This is a genomic window from Microbacterium altimontanum (genome assembly GCF_058349865.2).
The window spans coordinates 1-14,928 of record NZ_JBYRJB020000011.1; the positions used below are offsets into that span (position 1 = coordinate 1).

Genomic DNA, 14,928 nt, shown 5'->3' on the forward strand with positions numbered 1-14,928 from the left:
CGGATGGGGTGCCCGGCGCTGCGCGCCGTGCTCCGGGTGGGCGGCAAGCCGCCCACGGGCCACGCAGGTCGGCCGCTGCGCGCCCTCCCCGAGGGGGCTGCGCGGGACACCGACGCCCCGAACCTCACGGAGAAGCGTCTACAGAAGGCGATCGACCGGGCGGGGCTCGACATGGTGGATCAGGCCGTGGATCGAGACGGTGAGGGGTGGCAGATCACCGGGCATTCCAAGTACGAGGCCGAGGGGATCTACAGGCTGGCCGAGGACGTCACGCGCCGTCACCCGGGATCGCGCGCCGAGGTCTTGCAGGAGTGGGACACCCGCGATGCCGACGAGGCGGGGCAGAGCCTCGACGTGTACGTGGGCGGCGAGTACCAGGCCGCGCGGGCTCGCGTGTCCGGGCTGGTGCCCACGGATCTCGCGGCGAGCGTTGCGGCGGTGCGCGCTGCGCTCGACGGCGGTGGGGATCTCGCGGCCGCGGCGTTGTGGCTGGTCAACGGCCTCGACGGCACCCGGTAGAGGACTCCGCCGCCAGCGCCCCGCCGGGATCATCCGGCGGGGCGCTCTTTTGCATCCACCCTGACGGCGGTCCCCGGCCAATGTCCGACCCCCCTCCTAATGTTGTGTGTGTCAGATACACAACATGTCTTTAGGAGGACATCATGGGAATGGACGTCTACGGCAAGAACGCCACCGCTGAGGTCGGGGGCTACTTCCGCAACAACGTGTGGTGGTGGCACCCGCTGGCCGAGTTCCTGACCACGACCTACCCGGACCTCACCGCCGGGTGCGTCCACTGGCAGAGCAACGACGGCGACGGGCTCGACGCGGCCGCATCCGTGGCCCTGGCCGACGCGCTCGACCGCGACCTCGCCAACGGGCGCGTGACGGCCTACGCCGACCAGTACGCCGCCGAGCAGAACGCGCTACCGGACAGCGAGTGCGACCTGTGCACCGGGACGGGGCTGCGCACCGACGCCATCGGCCGCGAGTACGGCTACGACAAGCCGCGCGACCCCGACACCGGCAAGGGCGGATGCAACGCCTGTGCCGGGACCGGCCGCCGCGAGCACTTCGGCAAGTCCTACCCGTTCGACGTCGAGAACGTGCGCGAGTTCGCCGCGTTCCTGCGCCACTGCGGAGGATTCGAGATCTGGTGATCTCACACCCGAGCGCCCCGCCGAGACGATCCGGCGGGGCGCTCTGGCGTCCGCTTCCAATGTCGGAGGCTCCCCGTATTGTTTTAGGTGTCAGATACACAACATATGGAGGATGCCATGAGCACCATGAAGACGGAGACGGCAGCGGAAATCCTGGCGAGCTTCGATCAGAACTTCGGGGCGATCTTCGAGCGGATCAACTGGGCCGAGGACGAGATCGCGCAGGCAGCCGCCCGACACCCTGAGCGGGCCGACGCGATCTATCACTCGTTCTCGCTGCTCAGCGGCGGCGACGCCGCTGAGCGGATGAGCGTGGAGGCGGTCTATCGGGCGCACGCACGGGAGATTCTCGAGAGGGTGGCGCACGGCCAGGACACCCGCCTGGGCACCGCCGTAGAGGTCGTGATCGGCCTGCTGGCGGCCGCGGAGCGCGCCCCGCTCTCGCACGAGGGATTCGGGCTGTGCGCGCGCCTGTGGGTCACTGCGGGCCTGCCGGACAACGACGGGTTCAGCACCAAGTTGGAGCACATCGAGGCGCTGCACTCCTCCCGCATCGACGCCGAGGAAGCCGACGCCCGCCGCGCGTGCCGAGACGACGCCCGCAAGCTCGGCCGCATCGAGTGTGACGGCTGGCACCACGGCCAGCAGGTGCCCTGCACCTACGCCGCATGACGCGGCGAGCGCCCCGCCGATCCGATCCGGCGGGGCGCTCCCGGGGCCGTTCAATGTCGGACCGCACCAGTACATTTATAGGTGTCAGATACACAACACATGGAGGAACCATGACCACCGTTACCGTCGAGATCGACCGCGAGGTCATCGCCGAGGCCGCGCAGATGGTGCGCTACTGGAACGCGGGCGAAGTGCTCAACCGGATCAACATGGGCGAGGGCTTCACCCTGGCCGCCCTGTTCGACGCGCTGCACGAGCACGCCACCGCCGATCACATCATCCGCGAGGTCTGGGAGGGCGAGACCGAGGGCGACCGCGACCCGCTCCCCTGGGTCAACGGCCACGGCTCCCGACTCAGCGACGAGGACTATCGCGCTCGCGCCGATGACCTCGCCCACAACGAAGGCGACGAGCGATTCCACTTCACGCCGCGCCGATCGTGGGACGACTAGCGGCCCACCGCTGACGCAGCACAGATGCCCCGCCGGGACCAACACCGACGGGGCATCCGCACGTCTCGGCAACTACCGGCGGCGAGCGCAGACCAGGGTTGCCAATGTCCGCCGCATCGACTAGTGTTATGTATGTCAGATACACAACAGTTCTAGGAGGACGACATGACTACCACCCACAAGGTCACCGGAGCCGGCGACTTCCTCGCGGCGCTCCCGGCGCTGCTGGGCTTCCGTCCCATCGAGTCGGTCGTGGCGGTGCCGTTCACCGGCTCGCGCACGATCGGCGCGATGCGCTTCGATCTCCCTGCCGCCGACAATGCCGCCGAGCTCGCGCGGGTGGCGATGGGCCTGATCTGCAAGGTCGAGAACGTCACGGGCCTGGCGCTGGTCGTCTACGGCGAGCGCGAGCGTGCCGAGGCGGTCGGTGAGCAGATCGCCGCTCAGGCGGACGCGTGCGGGTTGCAGCTGATCGATCGGCTGTACGTCACGGGGGACGCCTGGGGCGTGATCGGCGAGGACGCGACCGAGGCGCTGCCGGAGACTCCCGCGCACCTGGCGGCGATGCTGACCGCTTCGGACCAGCACGCCGGGGCGGCCCTTCCGGTCGTGGATGAGGCGCTGGCGGACGAGGTCGCGGAGGCGCTGCCGACCGACCTGCCGGTGGCGCTGGCGCTGGCCGGTGGCGATCCACTGGACGTGATCGAGCGGGCGCTGTCCTGGGACGGCGCCGACCTCGAGGCGGGCGCGGTGGCGCTGCTGTCGGGGATGCTGAACCGGCCCGGACTGCGCGATGTCGCCCTGGTGCAGTGGGCGCACGGCTTCGCTGCCGGTGAGAGCGCGCTGGACGCGCAGATCGGCTGGGAGCAGGGTGAGGGGTACCCGGCGCACCTGGCGCGGGTGATGTGGGGTGAGGGTCCGCGACCGGACGCGAAGCGGCTGGACGCCGCTCTGACGGCCTGCCGGTACGTCGCGGCCCTCTCGCCCGAGGAGGCGCAGGTGGGGCCGCTGGCGGCCGCTGCGTGGCTGTCCTGGGCGCTGGGACGCTCCACTCACGCCGACGTCTACGCGCGTCGCGCGCTGGCGATCGATCCCGAGCACGGCCTGTCGCAGATCGTGCGGACGATGGTCGATGCCGGTCACCTGCCCGAGTTCGCGTTCTCGCGCTGACACTGACCGCCGCACCCTCCCCGGAGGGTGCGGCCCGGACCTCACGGAGGACACCATGACCAACCAGCTGACGCCCGCGAAGGGCATCACCGTGACCCACTACCGAGGCGCGAGCGACGGCGTGCCTGTGGTGCAGATCGACACCGCGCAGGACGCCGGACGGCTGCGCGTGAACCTCAACGACGGCCCGCCCCTGTACGACGGCGACCCCGAGCGGGACGACGCGCCGGGAGCGTTCCGCGGGCCGTCCGCGCCCGATTCGATCCTCGTTCAGGGTGCGCCCGAGTCCGCGCAGCAGATCGCGGATGCCGTGATCGCCGCCGGGTACGGCGACGCCGAGACGTTCGCCTTCGCGCTGCGGGCGGAGCCCATCGACGCGCACACCGTGCGCGCCCTCATGGCCAAGGCCGCACGCGCAGCGTTCGGCACCCTCAGCGTGCAGGTGGCGGACGTTCGCGAGGGCATCAGGAACCTGAACGACGCGGCCGAGGGTGATAGCAACGACGCCGTGATCGAGGCCGCTCACGACATGCTGAACGCCGCCGCATGGCTGGCCGACAGTGTGGACAGCGGCATGCGGTGAGACTCGCGCGGGCACCTGCACCCGAGCGGGTGCCCGCGTGACCCCGAGGCTTGCGAATGTCGGACCCCCCTACTAGTGTTGTGTATGTCAGATACACAACACGTTCTAGGGAGGACGACATGACTGACATCACCACCACCGCCCCGGCGAACGGGATCGCGGAAGGCCCCCTGACCTTCCCCGGCACCCCGTCCGTCACCGACCGCCGCAGCGCGTTCGCGGGCGAGCTGGCGCGCGCTCACGCCGAGCTGGCCGAGGCCCGCGAGCAGGTCGCCGCGCGCGAGCGCGAGATCGAACGGCTCCGCACCGAGCAGATCACGGACGGGTCCGACCCCCGCCTGATCGACTTCTGGGACAAGGCGGGTCGGATCGCCGATCACGCCGACTTCTGCCAGGAGTACGACCGGCTCGCCGAGGCGATGAACGGCACCCCTCGATACCGCGACTGGGAGGTGGAAGCCGAGGTCACCGTGACCGTCCGGGTCACCTACTCCACCAGCGCGACCACCGAGGAGGACGCTGACGACAACGCCCGCGAGGGCATCGACTTCGACGACGTGCTCGCCGCGTACCGCGACAACGGGCACGAGAGCTTCGACGTCTCGATCATCAGCACCGAGCGGGTCTAAACCCGCCCCTGGCGGGGCCACAGCGCCCCGCCAGGGCCACGTGCTGGTCTCGACCGTCACAGCACCCACCCACGACGGCACGCTGATCATCGACACTCTTGCCCTCACCGAGACCTACTGAGGCAGCGGGCGCTCGCCGCGACACCCCAGCGAGCGCCCTACCGGGCACGATGCCCCTCATCTACACTCCAATCCAGGCCACTGAAACGCAGTAGGTGGCCAGACATGCGCCCGAAGCGAAGTAGGGCGCGGAAGGTGGTCCCCATGACCGTTCTCGACCCGTCGAGCATGCTCCTCGACAACATCCAGCCCGGCCAACTCGTCACAATCAGCGGCCTGGCAGGCAGCGGCCGCACCACCCTCGCCCGCACCATCGCCGCCAGCCTCGTGCAGCGCGGGCACCGGGTGGGAGTGGTGTCCATGCAGCCCCAAGACACAGACCGAGCCGGACTCAATATCGAGTATCAACCGATCGAGCACCACGCGCTCGCCGCAGACGCCGACCGCCCCGACTCCACAACGGCAGTCGTCTACGACTACGGGAGCAGCTGGGCATCCGAAGAGCTCGCCGACGCGATCACCGCGGACCTCACCGCCGCGCGAATCGTCATCCTGGTGTCGATGCCAACCCCTCTCACCGAGCGCGCAGATGTCCGCGTGATCGTCGGCCGTCCAACCCGGCGGCTGTTCGCCGAGGTCTACGGCATCGAAGCGCCAAGCGAGGGCGTGCCCGCCCCGAGGCGAGGAACAGCGTTCGTCGCAGCACCGGGCGCCGATCCGATCCTGATCACCTACCGGGCCGCCTGAGCGGCGTTCGCGACCGGTAGCGGCGGCGATTCTGCCGCTACCGGTTCGCGGCTCGAAGAACAGAGAGCCGCGCGCGCTCGCCGACCGAAGGCTCGCCCTTGCAATGTCCCCCGACTATGCTAGTGTTATGTATGTCAGATACACAACATGCTCGGAGGGACGACATGAACACCGCACTCACCACCGCCACCGCCCTCGAGGCCCGCGCCGCCTGGTCGACGATCACCGAGCCCGGCGACGCCACCGCCGGAGCCCTCACCCGCCACATCGGCCACACCGCCGCCCTCGAGGCGCTCACCGCAGGCCGCGACACCCTCCTCGCCGCACTCGACGCCGCCGACGTCACCCCCGAGGACGCCGCACACGCCGCCGCCCGCTGGCTGCCCCGCCACAACCCCCGCCACATCGACGAGACCCTCGCGCTCGCCGCACGCCACGGCATCACCCTGATCGACCCGGCCACCATCCCCGGCCTCAGCGACCTCGGCGACGCCGCCCCGCACGTCATCTGGGCGCGCGGCACCCTCACCCCGCTCACCCGCAACCTGACCGACCGGATCAGCCTGATCGGAGCGCGCGCCGCCACCACCTACGGCGAGCACGTCACCGCCGAGATCGCCGCCGACCTCGCAGGCCGCGGCATCGTCATCGTCAGCGGCGCCGCCTACGGCATCGACGGCGCCGCACACCGCGCCGCGCTCGCCGCGGGCGGGTCCACCGTCGCCTGGCTGGCCGGTGGAGCCGACCGCCCCTACCCGGCCGGTCACAGCGACCTGATCGCCCGGATCGCCGAGCGCGGCGGCGCGATCGCCAGCGAGGTCGCCCCCGGCGCGGCGCCCACCCGCTGGCGCTTCCTCGCTCGCAACCGGCTGATCGCCGCGACCACCGCCGCGACGGTCGTCGTCGAGGCCGGCGCCCGGTCTGGGTCGCTCACCACCGCGACCCACGCCGCCGAGCTCGGCCGCACGATCGGCGCGGTCCCCGGCCCGATCACGTCCGCCGCATCCACCGGATGCCACCGCCTCATCCGCGAGGCCGACGCCCACCTGGTCACCAGCGCCGACGAGGCCTACGAGCTGCTCGGTCGCTGACGACGGCGGGGGCCGGCCACCCGCCGGCCCCCGCACCGCAGCCCCGGAGAGGACACCCCATGGGAACCCCGCACAACCTTGACCCGCTCGCCCTCGCGACGCCCGCGCTGCTGCTGCTGCTGCTGTGGCTCGCTGCGCTGCTCGCGCTGCTGCTGTGGCGACGACGCATCCGCAGCGCCCCGATCGCCTCCCACGGCGACATCCTGCGCCGAGCCGCTCGAGCTCGCCGCCACGCGGCCGCGATGATCGCCTGGCACATCCTCGGCGGCATCGTCCTCATCGGCGCGTTCGGGCTGCTGTCCTGGCCCGCCGCGGCCGCCGGCATCCCGCTGCTGCTCATCCCCGTGCTCGGCATCCGCAAGTGGGCGCGCACCGCGCGCACGCTCACCCACATCCTGCACAGCCCCGCTCCTCACACCCGCGCGCAGCTGCGCACCTGAAACCCGACCACAGGGGTTGCAGCATCCTCCTGACATGCACTAGTGTTGTGTATGTCAGATACACAACCTAACATCCGGGCAACCACAGACCACCAGACCCGCGGGGATCGCACCATCAGGTCGACCCCCGGCAGGACGGGCACCCACACGCAGCCTGGCGGAGCGCTCGCCGCACGCCGCTCGCCCGTCGATGGCAGCCGGCCCATTTCGTCCTCCTCCCGGCCCGCTGCCGGCGGGGGCGGCGCCCCTGACACCGCCGCCCCCGCCACTTCCGCATCACCGGCAAGATCCGCTTCCCTTCCTCCGCTCACGCTGGTATTGTTGTGCATGTCAGATACACAACTAGATCACGGAGGATCATCATGCGTTGTCCGATCTGCGGCCTACCGAAGGTCATGTACCTTCCCGCCACCGACGCCCCCGACATCGGCCTGTACAGCTGCGAGTGCGGATTCGAAATCGAAGGCCCCGCCGAGAACGTCGTCCGGCACGCTCGTCCCACCCGCTCACCGCTCAGCCGCCCCACGCCGATCTCCCTCGCCCCGGTCGGGCCGCTTGCGACGAGCAGCCCATATCGACGCTGAGCAGGCACCCAGAGACCCAGGAGACCCGACATGAGCACCAACCCCGAGACCGGCGACACCCGGTCATCCGAGGTCACATACATGGGCCGGCGCCAGCTGAGCACCGGCAAGCTCGGCTACGCCTACACCGACGATGACGGCTCGCCCCGCTACTACAAGGCCGCCCTCGTGACCGGCGCCCAGATCGGCCAGCGCATCACCATCGAAAGCCCGATCGACGAGCGCGACGTCTACTACTCGAAGGGACCGCGAGCTCCCCGCATCACCGGGTTCGACGAGACTGTCTCGCGTCAAGTAGTTGGCAGGATTTCTTCGGTTTCGAAGTTGGGGATGGTGGGGTCGGCCAGGCCGGCGTAGACCTCGGCGGGTCGGTTCCAGGCGATCGCCTCGTTGGGATTGTTGGACCAGATCTGCTGCCAGAGCCCGTCGGGGAAGCCGGAGAACGCGAGGATGTCCGCCCTTGCGGCATCGAGGTGCGCGAACGCGTCGGGGAGCTTCTCCTCGACGTAGTCCAAGAGCCGGTCGAACTGCGCGTTCACCGATGCTGCGTCGGGCTGGTCGTAGACGGAGTGCAGCATCGCTTTCACGGCCGGCCACATGCTCTTCGGGCAGACGCTCATCAGGTTCGCGGCGTAGTGGGTCCTGCAGCGCTGCCAGACAGCGCCGGGCAGGTTCGCCGCGATCGCTTCCACGAGTCCGGCGTGGGCGTCGGAGGTGACGAGACGGACCCCGCCGAGACCGCGGGCGACGAGGTCGGCGAAGAACGAGTTCCACGCCGCGCCGGTCTCCGATGTCGCGACGCGCAGTCCGAGGACTTCGCGGTGCCCGTCGGCGTTGACGCCGGTCGCGACGAGCACGACCGCGTTGATCACCCGGCCGCCCTCGCGGACCTTCATCGTGAGCGCGTCGGCGGCGACGAACGGGAACGGGCCCGCGTCACCGAGTGGGCGGCGTCGGAACTGGTCGACGTGCTCGTCGAGGTCCGCGGCCATCCGCGAGACCTGTGACTTCGAGAGGGAGTGGATCCCGAGGGGCTTCACGAGCTTGTCCATTCGGCGGGTGGAGACCCCGGCGAGGTAGCAGTCTGCGACGACGGTGATCAGCGCGGTCTCGGCGCGTTTGCGCCGCTCGAGCAGCCATTCCGGGAAGTAGGTGCCCTTGCGGAGCTTCGGGATCGCGACGTCGATCGTCCCGACACGCGTGTCCAGGTCGCGGTGGCGGTAGCCGTTGCGCTGCGCGGTGCGGTCCGGGGACGCCTGACCCCATTCGGCGCCGACAACGGCGTCCGCGTCCGCGGACAACAGTGCGTTGATCATCGTCTGCAGCAGCTGCCGCATCAGATCCGGCGACGAATCGACGAGGGCTTCGCTAAGTAGGCGGGCAGGGTCGAGAATATGAGGAGCGGTCATCGTGATGATGCCTTTCGAGTGGAGGTAAGAGACTTCTCGAAGGATCACACGGTGACCGCGCTTACGTCGCGAGCGACGAGGCGGCCACCGTGGGCTACACCACCTTATGGGGCACTACTGCTCAACAGCGCGATTGCTTTTATGACTTCCGCCCGCGGGAGCACACACGCCGCTTCGTTCCGTCCTGAGGATGTAGCGGTCAGACGCCCCACCGCGTCGAACACCGCTGCAGCCAACGAAAGCATTCCGAAATCTCTAACCGAGCCAGTCTCTCGCTGCGCTAAGCGGGCAAGCGAGGGTACGAGATTATGCTGGACTGACCCCGTCTTGTAGGTCCAGTCGTTGTGTGAGTCGTCCTGTCGCCCGAGGGTTCGGGCAGGGAGACTGGTCAGATCATGACGAACAGCAGGAAGCGTCACACCCCGGAGCAGGTCGTCCGAAAGCTCGGGCAGGCCGACAGGATGCTCGCCGACGGCGCGGACGTCGCCGCGGTGTGTCGGGAGCTCGGCGTGTCCGAGCAGACGTACTACCGGTGGCGGAACCAGTACGGCGGCCTGAAGGCCGACGACGCGAAGCGTCTCAAGGAGCTCAAGAAGCAGAACGCCACTCTGAAGCGGCTGCTGGCCGAAGCGGAGCTGGAGAAGGCCGCGCTGAAGGAGTTGGCTGAGGGAAACTTCTAGGCCCGGGCAGGCGCCGCGCCGCCGTCGCTCACCTGATCAGGACACTGCAGGTGAGCGAGCGGATGGCGTGCCGTCTGGCCGGGCTGAGCAGGTCCGCGTACCGTCGCCCGCTCAAGGGCGACACGACCGCCGACCCGGACAGGGCGTTGCGGGACTGGCTGCGCGCGTACGCGAAGAAGCATCCGCGGTGGGGATACCGCAGGGCCTACCACGACGCTCGCGGCGAGGGGTGGGTCGTGAACCACAAGAAGATCCAGCGGCTCTGGCGCGAGGAAGGCCTCCGTGTCCCCCAGCGGCGGCGGCGCAACGCGTCGGATCCTCGACCGTCGACGCCCCGGCAGCGGTCGCACCGAATCTCGTGTGGGCGGTGGACTTCCAGTTCGATGCCGACGAGCAGGGCCGCCCGATCAAGATCTGCTCCATCGTCGACGAACACACCCGTGAGTGCATCGGAGGGCTTGTCGAGCGGTCGATCACCGCGGACCGACTCACTGCCCACCTCGAGGACCTCGTCGCCGTCCGCGGCGCGCCCGCGGTGCTCAGATCAGACAACGGCCCGGAGTTCATCAGCGACGCGATGGCCGACTGGGCCGGCACCCGCACCGGCCTGTCCTACATTCCGCCCGGCTCGCCCTGGCACAACGGGTACGTCGAGTCGTTCAACAGCAGGCTCCGCGACGAGTGCCTGAACATCAACAGCTTCTACTCGCTGCTGCACGCCCAGGTCGTGATCGGCGACTGGAAGACCGAGTACAACCATGACCGCCGGCACTCATCGCTCGGATACCTCGCACCGGTCGACTACGCTCGGCAATGCACCCATCAACTGGAAACCGACGACTCGCACAGCGACCGGACCGAATGAAGGGGGCGGCCCACCGTCGTGGTGGGCGCGGATGTTCCGGCGGCGCGGAAACGACGAAGGACCCGGCGACCGGGGTCGCGCGGGTCCTTCGTGACGTGGGGTGCTCAGCCGATGTAGTCGGCGAGGTCCTGCTCGAGGGCGAACTTCGGCTTGGCGCCGATGATCGTCTTCTCGACCTGGCCCTTGTTGAAGACCTTCATTGCCGGGATCGACGTGATCTGGTACTCCATGGCGAGCTGCGGGTTCTCGTCGACGTTGAGCTTCAGAACCGTGATCTTCTCGGGGTTCTCGGTCTGGATCTCGTCGAGGATGGGGCCGACCATGCGACAGGGTCCGCACCACGCCGCCCAGAAGTCCACCAGGACGGGGCCTTCGGCGTCGATGACGTCCTGCTGCCAGGTGCTCTCACTCGTGGCCTTGGCGGTCATATGTCTGTCTCCTTAGGAATCGACACGTGGGTGTCAGAGGGGAAAACGCAGCGGATGCCGCAATTGTTCCGCGCTCAGGCGGGGGTCGGCAGCCCGTCGATCAGTGCGGCGTCCTGCGCGGGGGCACCCGCGTCGCCGCGCGCGGCGAGGTAGTGCTCGAGGTCGAGGGCGGCGACCGTGCCGCTGCCGGCCGCGGTGACGGCCTGGCGGTAGGTCGGGTCGATGACGTCGCCCGCGGCGAAGACACCGGGGACGGAGGTCTTCGAGGTGCGGCCGTCGACCCACACGGTGCCGTGCTCGGTGATGTCGAGGACGTTGTGCACGAGGTGCGTGCGGGGGTCGTAGCCGATCGCGACGAACACGCCGTCGAGGGCGAGGTCGCGCTCGGACCCGTCGACGGTGTCGCGCAGACGCACGCCGGTCACGGCATCCTCACCCAGGACGTCGATGACCTCGGCGTTCCAGACGAACTCGATCTTCTCGTTGGCCTTGGCGCGGTCCTGCATGATCTTCGAGGCGCGCAGCTCGTCGCGACGGTGGATCACGTAGACCTTCGAGGCGAACTTCGTGAGGAACGTCGCCTCTTCCATCGCGGAGTCGCCGCCGCCGACGACGGCGATGACCTTCTCGCGGAAGAAGAAGCCGTCGCACGTGGCGCAGTACGAGACGCCACGGCCCGACAGGCGGGTCTCGCCCTCGATGCCGATCTTGCGGGGCGCGGAACCGGTGGCGAACACGATCGCCTCGGCCTCGTGCGTCTCGCCGCGGCCGAGCGTGACGGTCTTGATGTCGCCCGAGACGTCGAGCGACACGACGTCGTCGTAGACGACCTCGGCGCCGAACTTCTCGGCCTGCTCCTGCATCTTGGTCATGAGGTCGGGGCCCATGATGCCCTCGGGGAACCCGGGGAAGTTCTCGACCTCGGTCGTGTTCATCAGCTCTCCGCCGGCCTCGACCGAGCTGGCGACGACGAGGGGCGACAGGTTCGCGCGCGCCGCGTAGATCGCCGCGGTGTAGCCCGCCGGACCCGAGCCGATGATGATGACCTTGCGCACGATGATTCCTCTCTTCGTCTGGGCGATGTTCGCGCCCGGACAGTTCAACCCATGGTAGCCGCGTGGCATTCCACGGACCGGGGGCTCACCGGCCCGGCAGGAAGCGGCGGACGGCACGGAACGCGACGCCCAGCTCGGGGGTGCGAAACAGGGCCAGGATGCCGCCGTAGACCAGCAGTGTCACACCGCCGATGAGCGCGGCGCCGAGGAGTCCGGGGAGACGCTCGGAGACGGCCCACCCCTCGACCCCGCCGAGAAGGAGGAAGACGGCCCACCCCGCGGCCGCTGCAGGGACGGCCGCGAGCAGGAAGCGCAGGACTCCGCGGAGCGCCGCACCGAGACCGAGCGGACCGATCTTCCGCCGCAGGAGGGTGATCGCGAGTGCGAACTGCAGGATGTTCGCCACGGACTGTCCGAGGGCGATCGCGAAGGCGAGCCAGGTCAGGGGCAGGATGCCGGCGTGGACGAGCGCCGACGCGGCCAGAGCCGTCGCGATGACGAGCGCCGCCTGCACGAGCGTGTACACGAAGGGGGTGCGGGTGTCCTTGAGGGCGTAGAAGGTGCGCTGGATGCCGAACTGGAACGACAGCGGCAGGAGCGCGAGCAGGTACGCGCCTAGGACCCAGGCGAAGGCGACGGCGTTGTCCGGCGTTGTCGTGAACAGGCGCGCCAGCGGCACGGAGGCCACGGCCATCGCGGCGAGGATGCCGACCATGAAGATGCCGACGGTCCGGGTGAGCGAGGACAGGTCGGCGGTGACCGCATCCGTCCGTCCCTCCGCGACGTGCTCGCTGAGCTTCGTGTAATACGGGGTCCCGAGGGAGAGGACGATGACGGAGAACGGGAGCATGAACAGGAGCCACGCGTTCTGCAGCGTCGCCCCGGCCGCCGCGGGACCCGAGGCGGCACCCACGATGTTGATCTGGAAGGCGCCGGCGATCTGCCCGACGACGACCATGAGGAACGTCCAGCCGGCGAGGCGGCCGATCTGGCGGAATCGCTCGAGCTCGGCCGCTTCGTGCTCACCGACGCCGTGCCCGCGAACGCCGAATCCTGGTTCCTCGCGCAGGTCTGGCGCCAGGCTGCCGCGGCCAGCCTCCGCGGGGTGGTCACCTTCGCCGATCCTCTGCAGCGGCAGCGCGCGATCGCCGACGTCGATGAGGACGGCCAATCGGTCACCCGCGTCGAGACGATCACCCCCGGCCACGTCGGGGTGATCTACCAGGCCACCAACGCCGTCAGCCTCGGCCGCTCCACCGCCCGCACGATCAACTACGTCCCCTCCGCCGGGCTCGTCCTCCCCGAACGCACCCTCTCGAAGATCCGCACCGGCGAGCAGGGCTGCGAAGCCGCAGAGCGCCACCTGGTGACCCTCGGCGCACGAGCCCGCCGAGCACACGAGGACACCCGCAGCTGGCTGCGCACAGCGCTCGAGGAGATCGGGACGCAGAAGATCCGCCACCCCGGCAACCACCGCTACGCCTGGGCGCTCGGCAACGCTCGCCAACGGCGCCGGCAGCTGATCGCGCTCGAGCGGACGCCCTACCCCAAAGCTGCCCGCGATCTCCTGCAGCACATCCCGTCGATCGGGGCTTGACCCCGCGCGCTCATCCGACTAGTGTTGTGCATGTCAGATACACAACTTAGGTCGACGGGGAGTTCTCGTCGACACGGCGAGCACTCTCCCGAGTGACACGCGACCGCGAGCCGGCCGGCACAGGCCCCGGCCCGCGGCCGCTCCACCCTCGCCGTCCGCGAACGGCCGGGGAACCGGCCTATATGCAGTGAGACCCGGGAGGTCACCCAATGAAGCTCACCCGCACCGCAGGCGCAGCCGCCGGCGTCGTCGGCATCGCCGCGGCCGCCGCGCTGCTGCTGTGGCCGGCCCCGCACGCCGGCGACAGCCTCTCCCCCGTCACGCTCCCCACGGCGACTTCGACAACCGCACAGTCCTCCCCAATGTCTGCCGCGGCCGAGGAGTACTCGCGGGAGGAGTTCGGCCCTCGCTGGGCCGACGTCGACCGCAACGGCTGCGACACCCGCAACGACATCCTCGGACGCGATCTCGTCGACGTCGTCCACAAGCCCGGAACCAACGACTGCGTCGTGCTCACCGGCATCCTGCACGACCCATTCACCGGGGAGACGGTCACCTTCACCCGTGTCAACGAGGGCTACCAGCCCGTGCAGATCGACCACATCTTCCCTCTCGCGGTCGCCTGGTCATCCGGCGCCGCCAGCTGGACGACCGAGCAGCGCACGCAGTTCGCGAACGATCCCGCCAACCTGCAGGCCACCACCGCCAACCAGGTGAAGGGAGACAGCACCCCGAGTGAATGGCTGCCCACCGGCGCCGCGGCCTGCACCTACGCAACCCGCTACCTCGAGGTCACCGACACCTACGCCCTCGAGATCTCCGCAGCCGACCTCAGCGCCCTCGACGAGGCGCTGACCCGCTGCCCGAGCACTCGATAACCCAGGAGACCGACATGAGCCTCACCCTCCGGCGCATCAGCGACGAGACCGGCACCAACTACACCGACCTGTTCGCTGATCTCGACCCCGACAGCTTCGACCTGCTGCCCGGCGAGCTCGGCCCCCGCGGTGTCGACGCCATGGTCCCCAACGCGCCCCACTCCCCCCGCGCCAACGCGGACGGCCCACTCGGGGCGGTCATCGTCCGGTGGATTCAGTCGCGGGTCGACACCCCTGCCGACCGATACGGCTGGCAGTACCTCGACGCCGCCGACGTCCACACCATCGCCTACCTCGACGACGCCAGCGGCGAGCTCGAGTTCATCAACATCTTCGGCCACGTCGAGCACGGCCGGCGCGGCTACCGACTGCGGACCATCGCCGACGCCCTCGGCCTGCTCATCGAGCACGACCTGCACTGAGAGGAC

17 protein-coding genes and 2 pseudogenes are annotated in these 14,928 nt (G+C 69.5%); 15 read left to right on the forward strand and 4 right to left on the reverse strand.

The features are described from left to right. The 11 genes from AC3RX1_RS16190 to AC3RX1_RS16240 form a co-directional block, all read left to right on the forward strand. A partial coding sequence (locus tag AC3RX1_RS16190) for a hypothetical protein (protein ID WP_491502303.1) occupies positions 1 to 519 on the forward strand: 519 nt, incomplete at its 5' end. A gap of 143 nt (positions 520 to 662) precedes the next feature. After that, positions 663 to 1,160 carry a hypothetical protein gene (locus AC3RX1_RS16195; RefSeq protein ID WP_491502304.1) on the forward strand — a complete coding sequence of 166 codons (498 nt, stop codon included), beginning with the start codon at positions 663 to 665 and terminating at the stop codon, positions 1,158 to 1,160. Between the two features lie 117 nt (positions 1,161 to 1,277). Further along, the gene (locus AC3RX1_RS16200; protein ID WP_491502305.1) at positions 1,278 to 1,832 is read left to right on the forward strand and encodes a hypothetical protein; all 555 of its coding nucleotides are present in this window, start codon (positions 1,278 to 1,280) and stop codon (positions 1,830 to 1,832) included. Positions 1,833 to 1,942: 110 nt separating this feature from the next. Further along, positions 1,943 to 2,284, forward strand: coding sequence for a hypothetical protein (locus tag AC3RX1_RS16205; RefSeq protein WP_259984119.1), 342 nt, complete (start codon positions 1,943 to 1,945; stop codon positions 2,282 to 2,284). A gap of 165 nt (positions 2,285 to 2,449) precedes the next feature. Beyond that, the gene (locus tag AC3RX1_RS16210; protein WP_259984117.1) at positions 2,450 to 3,454 is read left to right on the forward strand and encodes a DUF4192 family protein; all 1,005 of its coding nucleotides are present in this window, start codon (positions 2,450 to 2,452) and stop codon (positions 3,452 to 3,454) included. 55 nt (positions 3,455 to 3,509) lie between these two features. Next, positions 3,510 to 4,037 (forward strand): hypothetical protein, encoded by a 528-nt coding sequence (locus tag AC3RX1_RS16215; RefSeq protein ID WP_061016818.1) that lies wholly within the window; start codon positions 3,510 to 3,512, stop codon positions 4,035 to 4,037. 119 nt (positions 4,038 to 4,156) lie between these two features. Beyond that, positions 4,157 to 4,666 carry a hypothetical protein gene (locus AC3RX1_RS16220; protein ID WP_259984113.1) on the forward strand — a complete coding sequence of 170 codons (510 nt, stop codon included), beginning with the start codon at positions 4,157 to 4,159 and terminating at the stop codon, positions 4,664 to 4,666. A gap of 264 nt (positions 4,667 to 4,930) precedes the next feature. Further along, positions 4,931 to 5,473 carry a hypothetical protein gene (locus AC3RX1_RS16225; RefSeq protein ID WP_061017194.1) on the forward strand — a complete coding sequence of 181 codons (543 nt, stop codon included), beginning with the start codon at positions 4,931 to 4,933 and terminating at the stop codon, positions 5,471 to 5,473. A 164-nt stretch (positions 5,474 to 5,637) separates the two neighbouring features. Beyond that, positions 5,638 to 6,564, forward strand: a complete 927-nt coding sequence (gene dprA, locus AC3RX1_RS16230; RefSeq protein WP_259984110.1) for a DNA-processing protein DprA — start codon at positions 5,638 to 5,640, stop codon at positions 6,562 to 6,564. Between the two features lie 59 nt (positions 6,565 to 6,623). Next, positions 6,624 to 7,004 carry a hypothetical protein gene (locus AC3RX1_RS16235; protein WP_061016556.1) on the forward strand — a complete coding sequence of 127 codons (381 nt, stop codon included), beginning with the start codon at positions 6,624 to 6,626 and terminating at the stop codon, positions 7,002 to 7,004. A gap of 614 nt (positions 7,005 to 7,618) precedes the next feature. Further along, the gene (locus AC3RX1_RS16240) at positions 7,619 to 7,945 is read left to right on the forward strand and encodes a hypothetical protein (protein ID WP_491502306.1); all 327 of its coding nucleotides are present in this window, start codon (positions 7,619 to 7,621) and stop codon (positions 7,943 to 7,945) included. Positions 7,946 to 7,968: 23 nt separating this feature from the next. Here AC3RX1_RS16240 and AC3RX1_RS16245 read toward each other — a convergent pair. Further along, positions 7,969 to 8,997, reverse strand: a pseudogene (locus AC3RX1_RS16245) (IS256 family transposase); the annotation flags it as partial. A gap of 395 nt (positions 8,998 to 9,392) precedes the next feature. On the opposite strand from AC3RX1_RS16245, the pseudogene AC3RX1_RS16250 reads away from it, so the two are divergent. After that, positions 9,393 to 10,542, forward strand: a pseudogene (locus tag AC3RX1_RS16250) (IS3 family transposase). Between the two features lie 104 nt (positions 10,543 to 10,646). On the opposite strand, the gene trxA reads toward AC3RX1_RS16250, so the two are convergent. The 3 genes from trxA to AC3RX1_RS16265 form a co-directional block, all read right to left on the reverse strand. Continuing rightward, complete coding sequence (gene trxA / locus AC3RX1_RS16255) at positions 10,647 to 10,970, reverse strand: thioredoxin (RefSeq protein WP_061018793.1); 324 nt, start codon at positions 10,968 to 10,970, stop codon at positions 10,647 to 10,649. 74 nt (positions 10,971 to 11,044) lie between these two features. After that, complete coding sequence (trxB, locus tag AC3RX1_RS16260) at positions 11,045 to 12,025, reverse strand: thioredoxin-disulfide reductase (protein ID WP_061018795.1); 981 nt, start codon at positions 12,023 to 12,025, stop codon at positions 11,045 to 11,047. An 85-nt stretch (positions 12,026 to 12,110) separates the two neighbouring features. Then, positions 12,111 to 13,163, reverse strand: a complete 1,053-nt coding sequence (locus AC3RX1_RS16265; RefSeq protein ID WP_491502333.1) for a lipid II flippase MurJ — start codon at positions 13,161 to 13,163, stop codon at positions 12,111 to 12,113. Here AC3RX1_RS16265 and AC3RX1_RS16270 point away from each other — a divergent pair. From AC3RX1_RS16270 to AC3RX1_RS16280, 3 genes are all read left to right on the forward strand, one after another. Next, positions 13,044 to 13,622, forward strand: coding sequence for a hypothetical protein (locus AC3RX1_RS16270; protein ID WP_491502335.1), 579 nt, complete (start codon positions 13,044 to 13,046; stop codon positions 13,620 to 13,622). The genes AC3RX1_RS16265 and AC3RX1_RS16270 overlap by 120 nt on opposite strands. Positions 13,623 to 13,831: 209 nt before the next feature. Continuing rightward, positions 13,832 to 14,500 carry an HNH endonuclease family protein gene (locus tag AC3RX1_RS16275; RefSeq protein WP_061018327.1) on the forward strand — a complete coding sequence of 223 codons (669 nt, stop codon included), beginning with the start codon at positions 13,832 to 13,834 and terminating at the stop codon, positions 14,498 to 14,500. 14 nt (positions 14,501 to 14,514) lie between these two features. Continuing rightward, positions 14,515 to 14,922 (forward strand): hypothetical protein, encoded by a 408-nt coding sequence (locus AC3RX1_RS16280; protein WP_061018329.1) that lies wholly within the window; start codon positions 14,515 to 14,517, stop codon positions 14,920 to 14,922. The last annotated feature ends 6 nt before the right edge of the window (positions 14,923 to 14,928 follow it).

Bases quoted from the DNA above. Each gene is read 5' to 3' on its own strand.
- AC3RX1_RS16195 (WP_491502304.1), top strand. From the start codon at position 663: ATGGGAATGGACGTCTACGGCAAGAACGCCACCGCTGAGGTCGGGGGC.
- AC3RX1_RS16200 (WP_491502305.1), top strand. From the start codon at position 1,278: ATGAGCACCATGAAGACGGAGACGGCAGCGGAAATCCTGGCGAGCTTC.
- AC3RX1_RS16205 (WP_259984119.1), top strand. From the start codon at position 1,943: ATGACCACCGTTACCGTCGAGATCGACCGCGAGGTCATCGCCGAGGCC.
- AC3RX1_RS16210 (WP_259984117.1), top strand. From the start codon at position 2,450: ATGACTACCACCCACAAGGTCACCGGAGCCGGCGACTTCCTCGCGGCG.
- AC3RX1_RS16215 (WP_061016818.1), top strand. From the start codon at position 3,510: ATGACCAACCAGCTGACGCCCGCGAAGGGCATCACCGTGACCCACTAC.
- AC3RX1_RS16220 (WP_259984113.1), top strand. From the start codon at position 4,157: ATGACTGACATCACCACCACCGCCCCGGCGAACGGGATCGCGGAAGGC.
- AC3RX1_RS16225 (WP_061017194.1), top strand. From the start codon at position 4,931: ATGACCGTTCTCGACCCGTCGAGCATGCTCCTCGACAACATCCAGCCC.
- dprA (WP_259984110.1), top strand. From the start codon at position 5,638: ATGAACACCGCACTCACCACCGCCACCGCCCTCGAGGCCCGCGCCGCC.
- AC3RX1_RS16235 (WP_061016556.1), top strand. From the start codon at position 6,624: ATGGGAACCCCGCACAACCTTGACCCGCTCGCCCTCGCGACGCCCGCG.
- AC3RX1_RS16240 (WP_491502306.1), top strand. From the start codon at position 7,619: ATGAGCACCAACCCCGAGACCGGCGACACCCGGTCATCCGAGGTCACA.
- trxA (WP_061018793.1), bottom strand. From the start codon at position 10,970: ATGACCGCCAAGGCCACGAGTGAGAGCACCTGGCAGCAGGACGTCATC.
- AC3RX1_RS16275 (WP_061018327.1), top strand. From the start codon at position 13,832: ATGAAGCTCACCCGCACCGCAGGCGCAGCCGCCGGCGTCGTCGGCATC.
- AC3RX1_RS16280 (WP_061018329.1), top strand. From the start codon at position 14,515: ATGAGCCTCACCCTCCGGCGCATCAGCGACGAGACCGGCACCAACTAC.